At 50.5% G+C, this 22038-nt stretch carries 14 protein-coding genes; all 14 read right to left on the bottom strand.

Translation table 11 applies throughout. From position 1 onward, the window contains the following. Positions 1 to 112: 112 nt before the first annotated feature. Complete coding sequence (locus ACFO9Q_RS20445) at positions 113 to 1000, bottom strand: DMT family transporter (RefSeq protein ID WP_379185423.1); 888 nt, start codon at positions 998 to 1000, stop codon at positions 113 to 115. Positions 1001 to 1049: 49 nt separating this feature from the next. Beyond that, positions 1050 to 1385 (bottom strand): MGMT family protein, encoded by a 336-nt coding sequence (locus tag ACFO9Q_RS20450; protein ID WP_379185424.1) that lies wholly within the window; start codon positions 1383 to 1385, stop codon positions 1050 to 1052. A gap of 215 nt (positions 1386 to 1600) precedes the next feature. Further along, the gene (locus tag ACFO9Q_RS20455; protein ID WP_379185425.1) at positions 1601 to 2995 is read right to left on the bottom strand and encodes a carbohydrate-binding protein; all 1395 of its coding nucleotides are present in this window, start codon (positions 2993 to 2995) and stop codon (positions 1601 to 1603) included. 71 nt (positions 2996 to 3066) lie between these two features. Then, the gene (locus ACFO9Q_RS20460) at positions 3067 to 8088 is read right to left on the bottom strand and encodes a DUF7594 domain-containing protein (RefSeq protein ID WP_379185426.1); all 5022 of its coding nucleotides are present in this window, start codon (positions 8086 to 8088) and stop codon (positions 3067 to 3069) included. A gap of 103 nt (positions 8089 to 8191) precedes the next feature. Continuing rightward, positions 8192 to 9751, bottom strand: a complete 1560-nt coding sequence (locus tag ACFO9Q_RS20465; protein WP_379185427.1) for an extracellular solute-binding protein — start codon at positions 9749 to 9751, stop codon at positions 8192 to 8194. 73 nt (positions 9752 to 9824) lie between these two features. After that, on the bottom strand, positions 9825 to 10700 hold the full coding sequence (locus ACFO9Q_RS20470; RefSeq protein ID WP_379185428.1) for a carbohydrate ABC transporter permease: 876 nt from the start codon (positions 10698 to 10700) through the stop codon (positions 9825 to 9827). Positions 10701 to 10710: 10 nt separating this feature from the next. Beyond that, positions 10711 to 11697, bottom strand: coding sequence for an ABC transporter permease (locus ACFO9Q_RS20475; protein WP_379185429.1), 987 nt, complete (start codon positions 11695 to 11697; stop codon positions 10711 to 10713). Between the two features lie 183 nt (positions 11698 to 11880). Then, positions 11881 to 12969: a response regulator gene (locus ACFO9Q_RS20480; RefSeq protein WP_379185430.1), complete on the bottom strand. Its 1089-nt coding sequence runs from the start codon at positions 12967 to 12969 to the stop codon at positions 11881 to 11883. 4 nt (positions 12970 to 12973) lie between these two features. Further along, positions 12974 to 14779: a cache domain-containing sensor histidine kinase gene (locus ACFO9Q_RS20485; protein ID WP_379185431.1), complete on the bottom strand. Its 1806-nt coding sequence runs from the start codon at positions 14777 to 14779 to the stop codon at positions 12974 to 12976. Between the two features lie 211 nt (positions 14780 to 14990). Beyond that, positions 14991 to 15653: a hypothetical protein gene (locus tag ACFO9Q_RS20490; RefSeq protein WP_379185432.1), complete on the bottom strand. Its 663-nt coding sequence runs from the start codon at positions 15651 to 15653 to the stop codon at positions 14991 to 14993. A gap of 447 nt (positions 15654 to 16100) precedes the next feature. After that, positions 16101 to 17888, bottom strand: coding sequence for an ABC transporter ATP-binding protein (locus ACFO9Q_RS20495; protein WP_379185433.1), 1788 nt, complete (start codon positions 17886 to 17888; stop codon positions 16101 to 16103). A gap of 7 nt (positions 17889 to 17895) precedes the next feature. Continuing rightward, positions 17896 to 19638 (bottom strand): ABC transporter ATP-binding protein, encoded by a 1743-nt coding sequence (locus ACFO9Q_RS20500; RefSeq protein WP_379185434.1) that lies wholly within the window; start codon positions 19636 to 19638, stop codon positions 17896 to 17898. 416 nt (positions 19639 to 20054) lie between these two features. Next, the gene (locus ACFO9Q_RS20505; RefSeq protein WP_379185435.1) at positions 20055 to 20492 is read right to left on the bottom strand and encodes a DUF6526 family protein; all 438 of its coding nucleotides are present in this window, start codon (positions 20490 to 20492) and stop codon (positions 20055 to 20057) included. Between the two features lie 18 nt (positions 20493 to 20510). Continuing rightward, positions 20511 to 21956, bottom strand: coding sequence for a DEAD/DEAH box helicase (locus tag ACFO9Q_RS20510; RefSeq protein WP_379185436.1), 1446 nt, complete (start codon positions 21954 to 21956; stop codon positions 20511 to 20513). Between the last annotated feature and the right edge of the window lie 82 nt (positions 21957 to 22038).

The following is a 22038-nucleotide window of genomic DNA, read 5'->3' on the forward strand; positions in this document are numbered from 1 at the left end:
GACAACCAATCATACCAAATAGTTACTAATTCCCACCAAAATTTTACTCCACACCAAAAAAAGCTGCCCCCGGTCGGTATGACCTTGTAGGACAGCCTTCATCAGATTAAAACTAGTGCGCTCTCTCTTCCGCCCGCTTCCTCCCCGCCACATACACGCCGCCGAGAATAATAACGAGGCCGGCGACCATGTTCCACGCGATGCTCTCGCCGAGCAGGGTGTAGCCCCAGATGAGCGCGGTACAAGGAACCAGGTACGTGACCATCGTGGCGAACTCCGCGCTGCCCTGCTGCACCATATAGTAGAACAGGATGTACGCGATCCCGGAGCCGAACACGCCAAGTCCGATGATCATCAGCAGGTTCGTACTCGTCACCAGATCGCTGAGTGCGATAGATTCCGTGCTGAACGCCACACCTCCACTCACCACCATCGCGCTGATGAGTGTGCCGAACGTAATCTGATACATGGAGAAGCCTCCTAGCAGACGCTTCGACAGCTGCGAACCGACCGCATAGCATAGCGTCGCTCCCAGCATGCAGAGGAATCCCACCAGATTAACAGAGCCGACGGCCCCCGGCTCATAGCCAACTAGCAGCACGACTCCCACGCTTGCAGCAGCAATGCCAAGCCACTGGCTCCGACTGGAGCGCTGGCCGAACAGCAGGATTCCGACGATAATCGTCCAGACAGGCGTCGTTGCGTTCAGTATGGAAGCCATCGAGCTGGTCAGCCTCGTCTCGCTGAGTGCAATGAGCGACCAGGGGATCGCCGTGTTGATGGTGGCCATTACCGCCATCCTCACCCAAGGGATGGTGCGGAAGCCGAACGGCTTGCCCAGCACCAGCATAATCAACGTTACCGTCACGAGCCCCGCCGAGGATCGCAGGAAGGCGATGGTGGCAGGACCGAAGTCGTGCAGCAGTACCTTAACGAAGTAGAACGAGCCGCCCCAGATGAGGCTGAGCCCGATAAGTGCCATGTAGACGAGCCTCGGCATATGCAGATCCTTCTTCCTATGTTGGACTTTCCTAAGATGAACTTGAGCTCTATAAGGATGGAGGATCAACTATATCATGGCTCGGAATGAACCGACAAGCTTCCAGATCGACTCGGTTCAGATGGTCTACGTACACACCCTCCTGCTCCAAGCGATACACCTGCGTATCCCGCGCTTCCTCGTCTGCAACGGCAATCTCGCCCTTGCTGTTCACGACCCGATGCCACGGAAGATCGTACTTCATACTCATGGAATGAAGGATGCGCACGACCTGCCTCGCCCCGCGCCGGCTTCCCGCCAGCTCCGCAATCTGACCGTAGGAGGCCACTTGTCCGGCTGGAATGCTCTTAATGATGGCAACCACTCTCTCTGTAAAAGGCTGCAAAACCACCCCTCCCTCCTATCGCAAGCTAGCCCTCGTATATGGGTATTCAAAGGAAAGAACACAGGCTTAAAGCCTGTGCTCCACGATTCCAGCTTGCCGATCATTCATCTATGTTCGCTCGTGTAAGTTACCTGCATTCTATCAGAAGGGTACAAGCTCGTTCAAGTATACAGACTGCTTACCTCAGTCAGCATCCGTTGATCACTTGGTCTATACTAATCCTTGGGAATCAGCTTGATATAGTCTATTCCCAGCTGGTACCCCGTTCCAGTCGTGCCTGTCACATAGAACTTGAATCTGCGGTCTCCGGCACTCAGCTGGACATCGCTGGCGACAGACATTTCTGTGTATTGGGCCGAGCTGGCATATAAGTTTTGAATCGATCCTTTATTCACCCCGTCTACAGAGAGCTGGAACATCCCGCGGGTACTCGTTTTTTTGACACCGACTACGATATCATACTTGCCAGTATGCGGAACATTGGCGAAGTAGTTCACATAATCTCCTGCTCCATTACTATTGAATATATGGCATACATCACCGCTGCAGCTCTGGTCGTAAGCACTTGTCAGCGTCTCTCCCGATGTTGTTCCAACCGTCATCTCTTCGGCTTCATACACATTAGGCGGCCATCCATTCCATAGCTCGAAGTCATCCCAGTATAGCTGCATAATGCCTCCGTTATTCCTTACATGATTAACATAGACTTCACTGGTATAGAGCTTGAGCGGATTGAAGTGAGCCAGACCGTTAGGCGAAGGATTCTTGTCATTATAGGTCCAGTTCGTCACATCGAACAGCACCTGCCTGCTGCCGCCTTCCGGCGTTGCTGCCACGTAGAATCGTCCAGTGGCAGCGTTCCCCTTCTTATAGTAGAACTCAAGGGTAATCCACTCACCATACTGCACAGGGAAGGACTTGGCATCCTCCTTCCATATCTCCACTCGTGTATTATTGTCCATATTCTCCGAGATTACATGGAAGTACAATGGTTTGTTCGAACCTGCATTCGCCTCCTTGTTCAGTCCGAAGGTAATGCGGAATGGGTAAGGGCTTCCCGTCCAGGTCGCATCATTCCAGAATTCCGCCAGCGTTATCCAAGGAATTGCATTGCCGTAGCTCTCCAGCTTCTGCATATCTGGATGAAGCTTGAGACGAACCTTATAATACACTTCATTGAGCGACTGCTGCGGATTGCCTGATTGATCATATATATTGGTCTGAATCCTCCCCTTCTTGAACCCATTATCTTGAATAACCGCGTTCTTCATCCAGTAGTGGAGCACTTGATTACCCGAGTCTGCAGGATCTTGAATAATATCGGCATATCGATCCGTGGCGGCTCCCCCTTCATATTGAATCTCGAACTTACCTATCTGAGGATGATCCTCCAGATCTGTGACCCAGTTGTTCTTGATGCTCAGCGAAGTGTCTGTACCTGTAATGTCATCGAACTGCGCAGACTGATTGGTCAGATTGGAACCGCTCTCAAATCCAGATTGGAAAATCAGCTCACTGGCAGAAGCATGTGCCGGTGCTAACCACAAGGTTATGACTGCTCCTGTCACCACTCCTGCGAACGTTGTCAACCGCTTCAACTGCCTTCTCATTCATCATTCACTCCTCTTCTCATGTGTAATTGCAGGACCGTTCTCGCCAGAACGGTCCTGCGCCATCATTGTTACTTATTCAGAAGCCGCTTGGTTACGAAGGACAGCTCATACCACCCGATCTTGCCATCCCCATTAATGTCTAGCCTCTTAACCGTAGTCCAATCACTTGAGCCCGTGTTCTTCCCATAATTGGAGTACACCACCCATAAGTCTTCAAGGTCATAACCCGGACGCTGCTCGAAGTTGAAGTCTCCCGTCTTACTAGTAATGACAAGACTCTGGAATGTGTTGACCGCAGCTTGCAGCTCAGCAGCCGCTTGCGAGACTTGTTCGTTCGTTGCTTCATTAAGATCTCGTACAGCAGCTGCTGCCGACACCGCACTCTGCAGCCTATCCTTCGTACCTGTCGGGTATTGTCCGTTGTTGTAGCCTTCAACTGCTGCACCTATAATCGCTTGTGCTGCGTTTATTGCGCCAGTAAGGATACTCCTATCCACACCTGGATCTACGGCTTCTTCCCCAAGGAAGCCGATCTCGGTGAAGGTATTCCATACACTAGCCGAGTTGCCATAGCCTACAACTCTAGCGTATCTAGCAATGACAGGATCAAATACGAAGCTCTGAGGCTCTAACGTCGTGCCGCTGCTCTGTCCAGCGAATACTGACGTCCAGTTCACCTTATCCTTGGATACCATGACCTCGAACTTCGCGGTTCTAGCATTCCCGCTGCCGAAGCCAATTAGAGCCGTATCCACTTTATTTAACTTTCCGAAGTCATATTGAATCCAAGATCCGTAAGGACTTTTCGCTACATTCGTACTAAGATTCTTGTCCAGTGTCGCGTATTCACCTGTTGCAGCAACCTTAAGACCAATATAGGGCTCTGATTCTTCCATCGCATCTACATGGATATTACCTATCCCTGTATTAGGTGTGAAGTTATACTTCAAGGTATATATCTTCTGCGAAGCTCCGTCCTCAGATGTTACCTCAATCTTGAATTCTCCCGGAATACTGACCGGCTTCGTCACATTCACAATCGCTTTGCTGTCAGCAGGGATAATATTCAATTTTGGTGGAATCGTGCTTTTTGCTGTGAGCTCATAAGTCAGCTGGTCCGGCGAGAATCCGTTCATCAGCAGACCTTCCGAATATATGCCGGCTACTGTCGCATCCGTTCCTTTTGGTCTCTCACTAACGGTAAGATCTGTAACCTCCGTCGTCATCGTGGTTACATCCAGCGTTATTTTTTTATTGTCCACTTCGAACGTGTATAGCGAACCGTTGTTCCCTGTAAGGCTTACCTGCTTAGGTGTACCGTTCAGATCCGACCAAGCGAAGGCAGACACATTCTTCCAGCTGTCGGTATTCGTTTGGACGCGGTAGGCAAGCTTTTGCAGCGCTTTGTTATCCTTGTCATAATACTTGACGTTTTCCGTTTTGACCGTCACATTCGTTGTTGTAAGCGGTGTGTACTCCAGCTTTGTTTTCTGTCCAACAGTCAGATATTTGCCGGCCAGCTTAAGGAAGCTGTTCTGCTCAGGGAAGAAACGCAGCTCAAGGTTTTGCGGACTAGTTAAGGCTATATCATCTACAACAATGACCACATCCGGCTTCAGGTACAGCATATGTCTTTTGTACTTAGTCAGCCCTTTGTTCTGATGGTACTGTGATGCAGCGTCACCTACGAAATAATCGAGCAATGGTGTCGATTCCGTCTTGTCGATCGTTGGTGCGCTTCGTTGAATATTCATCTGCTCGGTATCGCTGCCGCCCCACAGCGGGCCGTTGCCGAGTTCGCTATCTGCATTCCTATCTCCTAGCTGCCCGAGACCATTAATAAGAAGTGTATTATGGTTGCTCGTATATTTGGCCGCATACCCGTCATCTCGAATGAGCCACTCCCCGTTTCCATAGATTGTGAAGTTATTCTGATCCGGATGGACATGTCCGCCATTCGCATAAGCTTCACGGGTCGTTGGATTCAGCTCCATTGCTTTCTTGCCCACATACGGCCCTGACTTGAAGGTGACCAGCGACTCATTGCCCGACCAATCATTCCTTGCATAGACAAGCCCCAGATCCTCGAATAACTTGAAGAAAGGCTTGTTAGCCGTAACAGGATCAACGGGCGCAACGGAAGCATCATAGAAGACAAGATCACCGAACTCCATCGTATTGCTCGTATTAATGCCTCTAGCTTCATATTCATCAACGAGCCACTGTGCGGTTCCATCCTGATAGTTTTTGGCCAGATTACGAATGAGGGCGTCGTAGGTTTGGCCGAAGTTATCACGCGGCGTATCCGCCGTATCAACGATTATGTTCCTAGGCGTACTGGAGTTGAGCGGAATCTGATTATACAGCCTATAATCGAAGAAGTTCTTCATTCCATCTGTCTCGAAGTAATCGATATCCAGGAACTTCTTAGCTATCTCCATATACTTAATTAAGCTGAATCCGCCGTACAGGGCATAGAATGGACCTTCCTGACTGCTCCCGTCATCGCTTATATTCGCAAGTACATTGTCGAATCTCTTCGTCAACAAGGTGAACCATTTATTCGCTTCAGGATATTCGCCATAGATAGCTGCACCTGCTGCAGCAAGCCCTCCAGCTGATATCCACAGATGGTTATTCAGATAAGAGTACATGAACCAGCTATACTGCCCATCTTCTCCCTCCAGCGTGTCATAGAGATACTCGCCCATGTAGATCATTTTGTCACGAAGACTCTTCTTCTCCGCCTCATTCAAGCTGTCATAGAACCAATCGTAGACGAGCCCGAGCGATTCCAGACTATGTCCCGCACCAAGGTCTCGGTTCAGGTTCCACTGGGGATTGGCTGGATCCTTCATGCTCGACTCCCACGTAGGATAGCTGATTGATGCTCTTGCGAATTCCTTGGCTGCCATCAAGTACTTATTAGGATCGACAGGCGCACTGGCCTCCATATCTGAGGTAACCAGCATAGTGTCCATCTTCAGCTTAATATGCTTGAACTTCAGTTGAATCGTATGCTGCCCGGATGCAAGCCCCTCTAGGGAGGCCGCCTTGACCCACTGCCACTCTTGTGCCTTATCAATTGTAGGAGCTGCGACTGCATACGCTCCGCCGTCCAGGCTGGTATAGAACCCGTTCCTGGCCACATCCTCCGTCTTCACTCTAACCCATACATTGTAATTCCCTCCCTCACCTGAGTGGAAGGTGTAGCTAATATCTCCGGCTGCCCCGCTAGCTGGAGTCGTATTCGCATCTGAGCCTGTTCGGACTGTAGCGTAACGATTGCGCGAAGCTGTTGAATCATCAGAATATAGAGTCATGGGAGCTGCTACTGCTGCATTCTCTACCTCTGTCCAATGCTCTTCCTTCTCAACTCCTGCAGGTGTGTAACCGGAATCCGTTGTAATCATGAGCTTATCCAGCTTCGTATTCGTCATGACCTTAAGGATATGCTCGCCTTCAGCAAGTGTTGTATAATCAGCTGCCTTGACCCATGTCCAATCTCCGGCTGTGATCGCAGAGGATGGCTGATAAGCACCGATATCCGCAGCTAGATGTAGTTCAGGAGCAGCCGTATCCGCCCATACTCTGGCCCATACCTGGTACCCCTGCGTTGCAGGAAGTGTCACTCTGAATTCAACATCTGCCGTCTCTGCTTCGTTAGGAAGCTCGACTGCGTCTGTTATACCTGTATCCACATATTTGCCGCCTGAAGCCTGCCCATCCAGCACCGCTGTCGTTGTTGCAGTCAGCATGGCCTCCTCGGCCTCAAGCCATCTGGTCACCGGTACGGAAGCTGACTGGGTCAGCAGCGCAGCTGCAACGAGCCCCTTCGTATCAATTGCTGTGTTTTTAACAATATTAGATTCATCCTTACTGAATTCCGGTTGGTCTCCGTAGACCAGCTTCTTGAGCAGAATCGAATTCATCTGAACCTGATACCGGCTCCACACCTTAGCATGAGTGCCTCCAGGCTTAATGGCTTCTCTAAGCTCGCTTACTCTGTCGCTGTCAAGGAACAGCTTGGGATGAACATTCTCATACTGGTCTAATGCAGCTTGGCTTGGTGTATGAGTATAGAAGTCATTAGCAGGGAGCTTGGGATAGAACTTCGGATCAGGAATTAACCCCGCTGCAAAGGTATTCGTCAAGATATCATTGGGCTGGCTAGTGGCTGCACCGCCTTGCAATGAATGTGCTGCTATTTTAATTTTGTTCGTAATACCTGACAATGGATTAAGCAGATCGATAATGAGCTGGTTGCCAGACAGCGTTACTTTATCCCATACGGTAAGCGCTTTATAAGTTGCACCGCTATCACTGGCTATGGAGACAGCTTCTCTAAGACGTCCACCAGTAAGATCGGTAACGGTGTCATTGAATGTAATCGTCACTTTCTTCTCGTAGTTGCTTACGTTCAAGCTTGCTGGTATCCAAGGATTCACAACTACTGTTTTGGACACAACAAGGAAGGGCTGCTGTCCGACATAACGCTCTTTTGATTTAAGATTGCGTTGTCCCCCGCCAACCGTGTTCATCAAGATAAGATTTGCCTTCTTGTTAAGCGACTTCTGACTTAGGACGTAGTCTGTAAGGTCTACTTCATAATATCCTGCCTCTGGCGCCATGACGATCTGAGCGACTCGATCACCATAAGCACCGTTATCCGGCCGAGTATTCCACGTTATAGCTGTCTCATCCCATGTATCCGCAGCAACCTCGTGTATATCGATGGTGGTTGATGTTCCGCCCGCTTCCGCATACAGCTTCAGCTTGACCGATATGCCTTCCGATTCAGCCGGCATGGAGGACAGATCGAATCTCATATACCCGCGCTTGGAATTCGTAAGCGCCGTATTATCTTCCCTCACTACAATCTGATGAGGAGATACTGCACCATTATAGTTGATATCCTTCTCACCCTCTTTGCTGGAGACGTAGGCATCTGCTTCAGGCAGTATGCTGGCAACCTCTGCAGCTTGTACCTTATGGCTGAATGGGGGGATTAGGGTAAGCAGCATCGCTGCAATAACGTGCAGGATGACGACTCGGCCTATCCTTCTTCTTTTTGATATTGAAGTGAACATGATGAATTCCTCCTCTATTCATTTAGTAACCGCATACATTACTTGAGATAAAGTCAAAGGCTTGCGCAGCCTTTGACTTTACTACTGTAAGTATTCCGAATGTCTACTTCTTGTTGTTCGTGTTGTACCACTCCGTCGCTTGTTTAATCAAGTCATCGCCGCCTTGCTTCTTCCAAGTTGCTACGTATTCGTCGAAGTATTCAAGCGGCTGGTCGCCCATTACGATTCTGCCCGCTGTTTCAACGAACATCGTGCCGGCTGTGCCGAATTCTCCGATTTCAGGCTGAGCCGCTTTGAACGGAGGAATGCCTAGCGTATAGTTGGTCATACCGTCTGCATTTCCAACGGCATAGACCTCCTTCAGCTTAGCTACCGCCTTCTCACCAAGCTTCACCTTCTCCAATTCCTCGTTCCAGCCCAAGATCGTGAAGGTGCCTTTGCGCCATAGATCGGTTTTATCATCGGCATCCTTTTGAGCATTGTAAGTAATTTTTCCATTCTCCTTCGTATAGGTAACGCCAGGGATACCGAAGCTTACGAATTCCTGACCCTCTTCCGATACAAGCCAATCGAAGAACTTGACAATAGCAGCTGGATCCTTGGCATTCTTTGTAATGTTGAAGGCTTGGTTGAACGGAGTTTTGATGAAGCCTGACTCTGTTACACCAGGAGCCTTCGGAGTTGGAATAGCAATGACCTCTAACTCTTTACCAGGGTAGGCTTTGTTCAGCTTATCCTGCCAATCCCAAGCTAGATTAGGAGCATGAACCCATACGCCTACTTTATCGCTTAATATTTTTTGCTCCCATGTGTTCCGTTTGTTCGTCATGAACTCACTGTCCAGCAGCTTCTCATCATATAGCTGCTTCACGAAGCCGAGCGCATTCTTCATCTCTTGCGTCGTATTCCTCGGCACCAGCTGACCGTCTACAGGTACACCGCCGAATACAGAGGTGCCGAACATGCCGAGCACATTATCGAGCCAAGTGAATTGCTCACGTGCGGAGAAGGCGATCTCATCCTTCTGTCCGTTACCATTCGGATCTTTATCCCGGAAGGCACGCAGCATGGCCAGGAACTCATCCGACGTTTTTGGATTCTCTGTAATGCCTACCTTGTTCATCCAATCTTTACGGACGTACATGATTCGGTTGACAGGGATATTGCCATATTGCACAGTCGGAATGGCGTAGATCTTGCCGTTGCGCTTCACCGCATCCCAAGCCTCTTGAGGAATTTCTTTTTTCAAGTTAGGACCATACTGTTCGATATACTCATCTAGAGCAATTAATTGATTATTGCGGAACAGGTCACCATTCACTCCGAAGTCCATCGATACATCCGGTAATTCCCCACTGGCGAACTTCACTCGCTTCTGATTATCCAATTGTCCATGAGGAAGGAAGGTAATCTCAGGAATCGTATTCGTCTTCTCAGCTAGATACTTAATCGTTGGGTCCTCCATCAGATTGCCTCCAGGCACGGCCTGATTCCCGTCCGTTGTCCAGAAGGTGAACTTCACTGGATCCTTGGAAGCCTCAGCAGGTGGTGCCTTGCTTGCTGCTGGTTCAACCGTATTCTTCTCATTCCCCGTTGAGCATGCTGCCATAGCCGTCATACTTAAGGCTAAGGTTACGACCATCCACTTCTTCACTTTATTCATTCACATTGCCTCCCTTTCATCTGTATGACCAATTGCATCTATATGAAGGCTGTTCGCCAACATACTAAGCTGACTACCCCTTCACAGAGCCCAGTGTGGCGCCCTTAACGAAGTGCTTCTGCAGGAAGGGATAGAGGATAGCGATAGGAATCGTTGCCAAGACGATCGTTGCCATCTCAATGGCCTTGGGCACGAGCATCCCGCCAGTATCATTGGCAGCCCCTGCTGTATCACTGGAGCCCGCTGCGATGAGTGAGTAGAGATACATCTGGAGCGTGGCCATGGACTTATCGGTTATATAGAGCAGTGGAGTCATATAGCTGTTCCAGTGGCCCACGGCATAGAATAATAACAAGGTGACTAGAATAGGAAGCGATAGTGGAACGACAATCTGCAGGACAATTCGGAACTCCCCCATGCCATCTACCTTGGCAGCGTCGAACAGCTCTTCCGGCAGGTTCCGGAAGAAGGTGATGCATAGGATCATATTAAATGCGCTTACAGCACTAGGAATAATAAGCGCCCACATGGTGTTAATCATGCCCAGCTCCTTCACTACCATATAGACGGGAATTAAGGGAGCGTGGAAGATCATCGTGAAGACAATAAATAATAGAATGACACTGCGTCCTCTTAGGTAGATCTTCGACAATGGATAGGAACCGAACACTGTAATGACCATGTTGAGCAGCGTCGCCACGAATACAACCTTAATGGTCATCCAGCCTGCCTGCCAGAAGCTGTCCGTTCTGGTAACTAAGCGAAAGTGCTCTAAGGTAGGCTCTACCGGGAAGATCGTAACCTTCGATTGTATAATGGCATTCACGGAGCTTAACGAGCCGGCAAGCACATGGAGCAGAGGGAACAGCGCTGCAGCACTTAGCATACTGAGAAAGATAATATTGCAGATGTCAAAAACTCGTTCCCCTAGAGATTGTCTGATTTGCATGGTATACCCCCTAATATAAGCTCTCTCCTGTTATCGATTTACTTAGCTTATTAGCAGCAACGAGCAGAATGAGACCAATGACAGACTTGGACAAGCCAATTGCCGTCGTTATGCTGAATTGACCATTCTGAATACCGAGCCGGTAGGAGTACGTATCCAGAATCTCCCCAACCTGATAAGTGATCGGACTTAAGAAAATATAGACTTGCTCGAATCCTACATCTAATACATTCCCAATCTTAAGCAGGAGCAGGATGACTAAGGCTGGGAGCAAGCCTGGGAAGGTCACATACTGGAACTGCTTCCAGCGGCCTGCTCCATCGATCTTGGCGGCTTCATACAAGGACGGGTTAATGCCAGCAAGAGCAGCCAAGAAGATAATCGTACTCCAGCCCATCTCCTTCCATATGCCTGATCCGATAACGACGGAGCGGAAGGTCTCATTCGATTGGAGGAAATTGACGATTGGCATATCCAGATTAGCAAGCACATGATTCACAAGCCCCGACTGCTCCGATAGCAACATGTAAGCAAGCCCATATACGAGCGTCCAGGACAGGAAATGCGGCAGATACAGAATGGTCTGAATCGATCTCTTGAATGCTACTTGCCGAACTTCATTAAGAAGGCAAGCCAGAATAATGGGGGCCGGGAATGAGAATAGAATCTGATAGAGACTAATGATCAACGTATTCTTGAACAGCCGGATATAAACGGGGTTGGTAAACATCATCTCAAACCATTGCAATCCTACCCACGGGCTCTTCGCAAACCCGTCAAAAATATTGTAATCCTTAAAGGCAATCACACTGCCCGCCATAGGCACATACTTAAAAACAATAAAATAAAGGATGGCCGGCAGAAGCATCAAGTATAAAGCCTTATTCTTCCTAACAAATCGGATAAATGAAATATCCTTAGACTGCCTCCTGCTGCTAGCTGCAGCGGTAATCTGCTGCCTGTCAAGCGTTACACCGCTGGCTCCTTCTCTCTTCATCCCGCTCCACTCCTTGCTTCATGCTTCGATAACTCATGAGTTACTCTTACTATCGTAAGTGTAATGAATCCAGGTTTTTAAAAACATAGTGAATCTTCGGAAATTCATGGTATTCTTCAGAATCTACAAAAAAAACAAGATATCCAGCAAAATTCTCTGCGGCTATCTTGTCCATGAGCATAATTATGACTTCATTCTCTTTTTGTAATCTAAAGGGCTTAATCCATAATGCTTCTTAAACAGCTGCGAAAAATAATTGACGTCCTCTATTCCTACTTTGTTAGCAATCTCATAGATCTTATCAGAGGACTCAAGAAGCATATTGCGTGCCTCTCGCATTCGAACCGTGACTATGTAATTACCAATGGTCATCTCGGTCTCCTGCTTGAACAGGGTGCACATATAATTCTTATTCATGTCTGCATAATCCGCTAGATCCTGCAGGTTAATCTGCTCGGTGTAATGCTCATTAATGAATGCGATAATATTACTAATAACCTTAATCGATTGCTGATCACGTACTCCGCGCATCACCTCAACCATCTGATAGGCTCCTTCCTCCAGCCTTCGGACCGAACACAAGCGGAAGTAGCTGCGAATCTGCTGCAGAGTAAGAATTCTATCTCCCAGCCCTGCATCTGTCCCCTCTTCAAGCTCCAGCTGAAGCCTATTCGTTGATAGCTCCTCAATCATCATACGCAGCCACAGATTAGATATCGGAGCTAATAATGGATAATTGCCGTCTACCCAATGCTCAAGCAGCTCCAGCGTGTCCACAATGAGAAGCGGCAAGGTCTCCACATGCAGGGTCTGAATCTGATTCACCCAGCGATCAATCATCCTTCGCTGATGCGGCAGCTTGTTCAGCATCAGCTGCGCAGCTGCATGATTACGGTCTCTACTAATACATTCCGAAGCCTTATCCAGCGCCGCATGAAGCATCTCGTCCTCTACAGGCTTCATAATATAATCAAGCGCGTTCAACTGAATACTCTGCTTGGCATATTGAAAATCATCATAAGAGGAAATGACCATACATCTCATCCATGGGTACTTGTTATTAATCTCTCCGATTAACGTTAATCCGTCCATAACAGGCATTCGAATATCGGTAATACATAAGTCTGCATAGTGAAGCTCCAGCCAGCTTAGGGCGGCCCCGCCATTCTCCGCTGTTCCGCACACGATGAAGGATTCACTGTAATGAGCGACAGAAGCAGCCAGACTATCACGAATTAAGGCAGAATCATCAACAATAAGCACTCTAATCATAGCTCTATCCACTCCTTGATTGAATTGGGAAGGTAAGCGATATCCGATTGCCGCCAAGCTCCGTCACTCGTTCAATGGTGATTCCTGTGTGCGGATCTTGATTATAGAAGGTCTTGAGTCGGTACTGGACATTCAGCATGCCGACCCGTGACAGCAGCAGATATTCCTGCTCGGGCTTCGTCTGATCAAGCGCTTGCTGCAGCTCTTGAAGCTTGTCCTCCATGATCCCTATTCCGTCATCCTCAATGTCAATTCGAATGTATTCCTGTTGATATAACCTTACTCTAATCTGAATGGATGTGCTATGACCTGTCATCTCGAATCCATGCTTAATGGAGTTCTCTACGAATGGCTGAACAATCGCCTTGAGACAGCTGCAGTGGCTGACTAATGAATCAACATCAACGGAATATTCAATCTTGTCTGGATACAGATTTTGCATAATATGCAGATAGTCCTTGATGTGGCTTATTTCATCCTCTACCCTAACCAGCGTTTCCTGGTAATTGGACGTATAGCGAAGCATCTTGGATAAGGCGATCGCTGTTCGCCTGATATGGTGTTGATTCGCTAGATTGGCCATGGCATTAATAGACTCAAGCGCATTATACAAGAAGTGAGAATGGATCTGAGACTGAAGAGCAGATAAGATGGCTCGCTGCTGGACAAGCCGGGATTCCGTTAGTTCCACGATAGATTGTTCGATACGATCAAGCAGCAGATTATAGGCATCACTGAGCTCTGCTACCTCATCGGTCCCTTTCAGCGCAATCCGAACATCGAATCGGTTCATCTTGGTCATCTTCATCGCACGCATTAGCTCCATAATTCGGCTCGTAATGGAATGCGACACCCAGTACACTAACGCTATCGCTACCAGCAGGCTGACCACTGTCATAACAATCGTCCAATTCCGTATCTCAGTAATACTCTGAGCCAGATTCGAATAGGGGACGAAGACGATGACCTTCCAATTCATCTTAGGGATCGACTGATACACGATGAACCGCTTCTCTTCGGCATCATAGGTAGAGCCTGAACTCTCCTTAGTAATCGCTTCCATTACAGATGGCTCAAGCATCTTCGTAATCTGATTCATATCCGGCGAGGAGAGGACCCTGCCCGTCTGATCAGCGATTAAGGCTACCCCATCCGCACCAAGCTCAATCTCATTCAATATCTTTTGAACATGCAGCAGAGAGATATCAAGTGCTAAGTAGGAGGTATGATTATCATATGTCAATTTCTGGTAGTAAGTGAGTACAGGAATTTTAAGCTGCCTATGGGCACGATCATAATATTCATCTCGAACCTTCACAATGGGGAGTGCCTTCCCAGTTGCGTCCAGCTTCTGAACCCAGTCTAGGTTCGCGAGGCTATATTCGGGATCAAGCACCGTATCCGTAAGATCGGGATTCTGATAGATACTCTCACTGCCGCTAGGATTATAGAGAATGACGGAGAGCACCTCCGGATGATAGCTGATATAGGGGATGATGAACCGATCCTCTATGGATTTGTAAGCATGGTATAACCCGAATGTATCATCAGGAGCTGCGCTTGACCATTTACGGAAATCTTGACTTCCAGCGATCGTCTGAAAAAACTGCTCATTGTCATTAATATAGCGGGTTAAATTATAATTCGCTTGCTTCAGTATCTGATTGCTGAACCGGGTTACATCCGAATCAATCGCCGATGAGCTCTTGTAGAAGCTGAAGCTTCCTATCGCTGTTACCACCATAATGATAATCATTGAGATAAGAATAATTAGCTTCAAATGCAAGGAGCTTCTGACCTTCTGAATCACTCCTATACCCCCTATCGCATATTAGTCATGATATTCCGTTCACGTCCTTCCTGTATACGGTAATGGATAGGCTCCTTCTCTGCAACAACAAAATACCGTCAGTATGACAGCAGCCAAGCTGTCTTACTGACGGTCTATGAACGTATTCTGGCTGGCAGGGTCTCTTGGCTCTATATGAACACCGCTGGCGGGTTAGGGTGAGCTGCAATCGTCATTCCTTGTGCTCCTCCATGAACTTCTTGAATTCCTCCAACCGCTCGGTCTTCAGGACTAGCTTATCCGTATCGAAGACAAGAATGACTGGCAGGGACTCCACTTCGAATTCCTTCTTGACGTCCAGCACCTGATTGGAATCGTAGCTTCCTCCGACATTTACGCCTCCCTCAAGCTTCATGCCTAACACGGTATTACTCAGCTTATTGGACCCGCCTGGGACATCAATGACCGTTGTACGGAAGGTACCTTTGTTGTTGGCTAGCAATCCTGCTCTCTTGTATAACTCGTGCTTGGACATTTCTAAGACCAGCAGCTTCTTCGGGGTGTCGTTGCTTGTCTTCGGTGGAATAATCTGCACCTTCTGGCCAGACTTCAGCTCCTGCCAATTCACGGGATTGCCGCTCTCGTCCTCCACGATCGTGCTCTTTGTGAGCTTCGCTGTATACCCAGCACCCCAGTCATTCATATTCGGACCACTGATATCACGCTTCGTCCACTCGGAGATGTCGAAGTTGATCGTCTGCTCATCCACGTCCACACTCTCCACGAACCCAATCATTTCATTGTCCTTGTAATGTCCGTAAGGCTTGTTCGCGCATCCCGTCACTATCAGCAGAACTAGACTAAGCATCATGACAACAGTCTTCTTTCTAATCATTTGCCATCCCCCCTCTGAGTGCACATCTCTTTATTCGGACGCCAAGGCTTCTTGAATTGTTGCTTTAAAAGCACCTCGGGCGGGTCAGCAAGACGACGCCCGTCACGATACCCGCGCTAACACTGGGTAGATGCACCTGTCTCTTTCCAGGTACGTTGCGGCTTTTGCGTTCCTTTTCTCTACTATCCCCTTCACTCAGGGTATCGAATATCTGGACATCCTGCTACTGAGTGAAGGGGATAGTGTTCAAAAGGAGAAAAAGAGTGATACCGATCGTACTGGTGGATGAATGAACTTAAGTTGAATCCTCGTTGCCTATGCTGCCATTAACCTTGAGACTAATTCGGAATTAGGCGCGTAATAAATTATTTTGTTGGAAAGCAAAACCGTCAGAAGACAGCGGCTACATGCTGTCATACTGACGGTTTTCTGTAATTTATATCATACTTACTTCGAGACAGCCTCAGCCGCCTCGGAAGAGGCTGACGCTCCAGCCCCAGCACCCTTCTGCAGCTGGTACATCTTGAAGTAGCGGCCCTCCAGCGCCATGAGCGCCTCGTGGTTGCCGCGCTCCACAATCTCGCCGCGGTGGAGCACCAGAATCTGGTCCGCCTCGCGGATCGTGGAGAGCCGGTGCGCGATGACGAGCGTCGTCCGGCCGTGGCTGACGACCTTGAGCGCCTGCTGGATGAGGCCCTCCGTCTCGCTATCGATGCTGGCCGTGGCCTCATCGAGAATCAGGATGGACGGGTCGAAGGCGAGCGCCCGCGCGAAGGAGATGAGCTGCCGCTGTCCCGACGACAGCGTGCTGCCCCGCTCGACGACCTGCTCGTCGTAGCCGTTCGGCAGCTGCTCGATGAACGGGGCTGCGCCTACGTCGCGGAGCGCGGTCTTCACCCGGTCGAGCGTAATCTCCTCGTTGTACAGGCTGACGTTGAACTTGATGTCACCGGCGAACAAGTACGGATCCTGCAGCACGATGCCCATATGCTTGCGCAGCGCCTGCTTGGACATGCCGCTAATGTTGCGGCCGTCGATCGTAATGGCGCCTGCGTTCGGTTCGTAGAAGCCGAGGAGCAGGTTCATGATGGAGCTTTTGCCGGAACCGGTATGCCCCACCAGCGCAATCGTCTCCCCTTGGCGAGCCTCGAAGGAGATATGCTTCAGCACATTCTCGCCTTCCTTGTACGCGAACGTCACATCGTCGAACTTCACGACGCCCTGTGGACGCGGCACCGAATCGGTCTTCGCGACCTCCTCGCCCTCCATGTCCATAATCGCGAACACCTTATCGGCCGATACGAACGCTCGCTGCGCATTCGTCAGCTGGTCGAAGATCCCGATAATGGGTTGGAAGATCCGGCCCAAGTAATCGATGAACGCATAGAACACGCCGAAGGAGATAGCAGTCTGCAGCGATTCCCGTCCGAAGTACCAGATGACGAAGGCGGTCACCAGAGAGCCGATCGTTCCTACAATATTACGCGAGGAGAGCGAGAATACGCGGAACTGACGCACCTGATTGATGTAGCGGTCCTGATTGAGCGTCTCGAACTCGTCCAGGGTGACCTTCTCCCGACGGAACGCTTGTATGATAGGCATGACGGTGATGGATTCGTTAATCATGGCATTCATATCGCTCAGCCGCGCGCGCATAATCGTAATGAAGCCCTTAGAGTACTTCAGATGAACAACCATAATGATGGCGAACAGCGGCGGCAGCAGCAGTGTGAACAAGGCGAGACGAGCATCCAGGATGAACAAGGCGGTGAAAATCCCCGTCAGCTGCACCAAGCTCACAACAAACGTCGCCATGAAGCTCATGAACAGATCGCGAACCGCCTCCGTATCATTCGCTATCCGCGACACCACTTGCCCGATCGGCGTGTTGTCGAAGTAACGGAGCGGAATCCGCTGGATGTGCTTCATCAAGTCCATTCGCATGTTGCGAATGATCTGCAGCGCTGTCGACTGCAAGATGTAGGACTGTGCGAAGTTGCACACCGCCGCGAGCAGCAGCAAGCCCAGGTATAAGCCTAGCAGCGTAAGTACGGCAGTCAGGTCCTGATCGCCTTGGTTCGACAGGTGCTTATCAATAATGGTCTTCGTAATATAAGGTCCGCCCAGCTCCGCACCGACTGCTACACACAGGATGAGCAGGGCGCCGATAATTCTGAACTTGTAGCCGAGAGCATATCCAATAAGTCTTCTCGCCGTTGATTGATTAGGCTTCATCGTTCAATCATTCCTCCAGACTCGCTTCCATCTGCTGCCGATCCCACTGTTCCCGGTACCAGCCGCCGATGTGCATCAGCTCCTCATGCGTCCCTTCCTCTACCACACGCCCTTCATCGAGCACAAGAATCCAGTTCGCATGGCTCACCGCGGATAGACGGTGCGTGCTAATCAAGGTCGTCTTGCCTGCACGTTCCAATCTGATATGGTGCAGGATTCGGCTCTCCGTACGAGCATCTACGGCAGACAGGGAATCGTCCAGCAGCAGAATCTCGGAGTCAATGAGGAGCGCACGCGCGATGGCGAGGCGCTGCTTCTGCCCTCCGGAGAGCATAACGCCGTTCTCGCCGACGATCGTGCGCAGCCCTTCCGGCATTCCCTCCACATCCGAGGTGAACGAGGCCATCTCGACCGCGCGGGCAATCTCGGCGTCCGTCGCATCCGGCTTGCCCAGGGCGATATTGTCGCGAATCGACTTGGACAAGAGCAGATGCTCCTGGGGAACGTAGGCGACCCAGCGCTTCACTTGGTCGATGGCAATCTGCTCCACCGGGTGACCAGCTAAGAACAACTTCTCCTGCTCCACCGGATACTGGCGAAGCAGCTGCTTCAGCAGCGTGCTCTTCCCGCTTCCCGTTCGCCCGACGATGCCAAGCGTCTGCCCGCGCTCCAGGCAGAAGGAGACATCGACTAGGCTCGGCTGCGTCGCGGTCGGATAAGTGAACGTCAGCCCCTTCATCTCGATGGAGGTTGGGATATCCACCTTCGCGGGCGAGGCCGTGTCCTTCAGATCAGGCTCTACCTTAAGCGAAGTGTCCAGCCGATCGGCCGAGGCGCTGCCGCGCTGGAGTACATTAATGAATTCCCCGAAGGAGATCATCGGCCATATGAGCATGCCGAGATAGATGTTGAAGGAGATCAGCTGCCCGAGCGTAATCTCATCTTGGAATACCAGGTATGACCCGTAGCCGATCCCGATTGTATAGCTGACCCCGACGATGAGCGAGATGAGCGGCTGGAACAGCGCGTTCAGGATGGAGACACGCTGGTTTTTCACCATTACCTGCTTCGTTACCTTGTCGAACGCGTTAAGGTCATTGTCTTCCTGGACGTAAGAGCGAATGACCCGAATGCCGGAGATCGACTCCAGCGCGTGGTCATTCATGACGCCGAAGGAGGCCTGCGCTTCGAGGAAGCGTGTGCGGACCTGCTTGCCCAGCTTGGAGATTACTATAGCCAGGAACGGCAGAGGGATAAGCGCAGCCAGCATCAGCTTGAAGTTAATGAGCGTCACCATCGTGATGATGACGACCGATGCTCCGACCAGCGTGTTCACGAGCGTCATGACGCCGTAGCCCGCCGTCTGGCCGATAGCCAGAATGTCGTTCGTCGCGAGCGCCATCAGCTGTCCGGTGCTGTTGCGCTGGAAGAACGATGGCGTCATCTTCGTCAGGTGAGCCAGCAGCCGTCCGCGGAGCAGCTTCTCAATTAAGGCAGAATTGCCGAATAAGGTCGTAATCCATATGTATGTAAGGACGTAGAGCAGCAGGGATAGACCTACTAGCAGCATGACCGTCTGGCTCAGCTCAGCTGAGGTTAGAGAACTAACCTTAATCCGGTCGATTGTATCACCAATCATGCGGGGAGGCACGGTCATGAGCAGATTCACTGCCGCCATTATCGTAATTGCTAGAGCATAATAGCCCCATCTCCATTTGAAAAACCACTGAAGCCGTGTCACGAAGGACATTAACGGCTCACCTCTTTTCTCACCACAAGGCGTGGAAAAATATTAGCCCTCATAGTGTACCACAATTGGGCTGGCTGTATTTGTAAGATATCGTCGAGGGGGATCGGCTAATTGTTAACTTAAGACCTTGCAGAGGGCTTAATCCCACAACTACCCTCTCATCTCGCCGACTTAAGACCGCTGAATGGGCTTAAATCTCCCCAAAGCGTCCAAAACGCTGGCCTCTTGGAAAGTTAAGACCGGTTAGAGGGCTTAAACTCACCAATTCCACCTCTCTCTACTGACTTAAGACCGCTAACCGGGCTTAACCCCCTTAAACCCCATACTCTTCTCTCCGACATCATGCTGTTAACAGGGCTTAATAACGACAAAAAGGAAGCCAAACGCTCCCTCTACTCAAAATATCCTATGCCTAATTAGATCCGCATCGTGTCCGGACGCCAGTCCTTGATAGCCTCGCGGATGTCAGCCGGCTTCATCCCGGAAGCAGCCGCGCGGTCGCATAGTGCCGGGAATTCCTTGTCCCCCGCGTTGCGCAGGGCAATGATCTGGTTGATCGTGAGCCTCGAATCCAGCTCCTTGCCCGTTAACCGATAATAACGGAACTGCTCTTCCATCCGGATGATGCGGTCCTGCGTCTTCGTTGCGTATACGCGAATACGCGTCACAGCGAACAGCAGACACACGCCCAGCACGACGAGCAGCCAGTCCATCCCCGTCTGCTCGTCATCACGAATGGCTCCAATTACATTCACAATTGACCCGATGAGCACCGCAACTAACAGCGGCATAGCCGCGAAGTGATACGGCCAATCGAACCTCAGATTCCTGCCAGGCTTCGTTCCCTCTCCCATCCTGCGTCCCCCCGTCCCCTACCTATTCGCCTTATGCACCTTCAGCAGCTTGCCCTTGATCGTCGTATCCTTCATCACCTTGAGCACATGCGGACCCTTGCCGTTCAGAATGTCGACATACGTCACATTGTCCTGGATCGCAATAATGCCGATATCGTCCGCCGTCACCCCGTCAATCCGCGCAATCGTCCCAACGAAGTCCACCGCCCGCAGCTTCTTCTTCTTCCCGCCGTTGAAGTACAGCTTCATAATATCCTGATTAATCTGCTCATTCTTCGCCTTCTTGGGCGCAGGGGTCTTGTTAATCTTCTGGTGAAAAGCCCGCTCCCCTTCAGCAACCTCCTCCTCCGTCGGAGCATTCCGCCTTGGAATCTCGAAGCCGATATAGCTCTCAATGTCTGCAACGAACCGCTCTTCCTTCGAGGTAGCGAACGTGATGGCGATGCCCGTCTTGCCCGCGCGGCCCGTCCGGCCTGTCCGATGCACATAGCTCTCCTTGTCGAGCGGCAGGTCATAGTTAATGACATGCGTAATGTTGTCGATATCGATGCCTCGCGCGGCGACATCCGTTGCGATTAAGTAACGGAACTGCCCCCTGCGGTAGGCATTCATCACCTCGAACCGCTCCTCCTGCGCCAGCCCGCCATGGATGCGGTCGCATGGGTATTCCGCAGCAGCCAGCTGCCGGAACACGAGGTTTACTTGCTCTTGCGTGCGGCAGAAGATGATGCAGCTGTCGGGATTCTCGACCGTGGTGATGTCCTTCAGCAGCTGCAGCTTGTCCGCCTCGCGCACCTCGATGAGAGAGTGCTCGATCTTATTCGTCGTGACGCCCTCCGATTGCACTTCAATGAGAGCAGGATCGTTCATATAGCGGCGGCTCAGCTTCTCGATGTCTCCAGGGAGAGTCGCGGAGAAGAGCATGGTCATCCGCTCGGCAGGAAGTGCCTGAATGATCGCCTGCACCTGTTCGATGAAGCCCATATTCAGCATCTCGTCCGCTTCGTCGATGACGAGGTACTTGATTCGAGTGAGCGGCAGCGAGCCTCTCTCGATATGATCCAGCACGCGCCCCGGCGTGCCGACAACGATGTGGCACTTCTGCTTCAGCTCGACCTTCTGCAAGGCGAACGGGTGCTTCCCATAGATGGCCGCCGCCTTCACCCGCTTGAACCGGCCGATGTTGGTGAGATCCTCCTTCACCTGCATCGCCAGCTCGCGGGTAGGGGCGAGGACGAGCGCTTGCGGCTTGTTCTCCTCCCAATCGACCATCTGGCATAGCGGAATGCCGAACGCCGCCGTCTTCCCGCTTCCCGTCTGCGACTTCACGACGAGGTCCTTGCCCTTCAGCGCGATAGCCATCACACGCGCCTGTACATCCGTCGGTGCCTTGTAGCCGAGGCTGTCCAGCGCCCTTGTAATCTCTTCACTTAATCCGTAATCGGTGAACTGCTTATCATTCATCGGATAACCTCATTCTGCTTGGATGTCTTATGTACTGTCTCTTATTATACTCGATTGAGAGGGAGCGGATGTAACGCTCTGT

It is taken from the genome of Paenibacillus sp. GCM10023252 (assembly GCF_042653305.1).
GTDB lineage: Bacteria > Bacillota > Bacilli > Paenibacillales > Paenibacillaceae > Pristimantibacillus.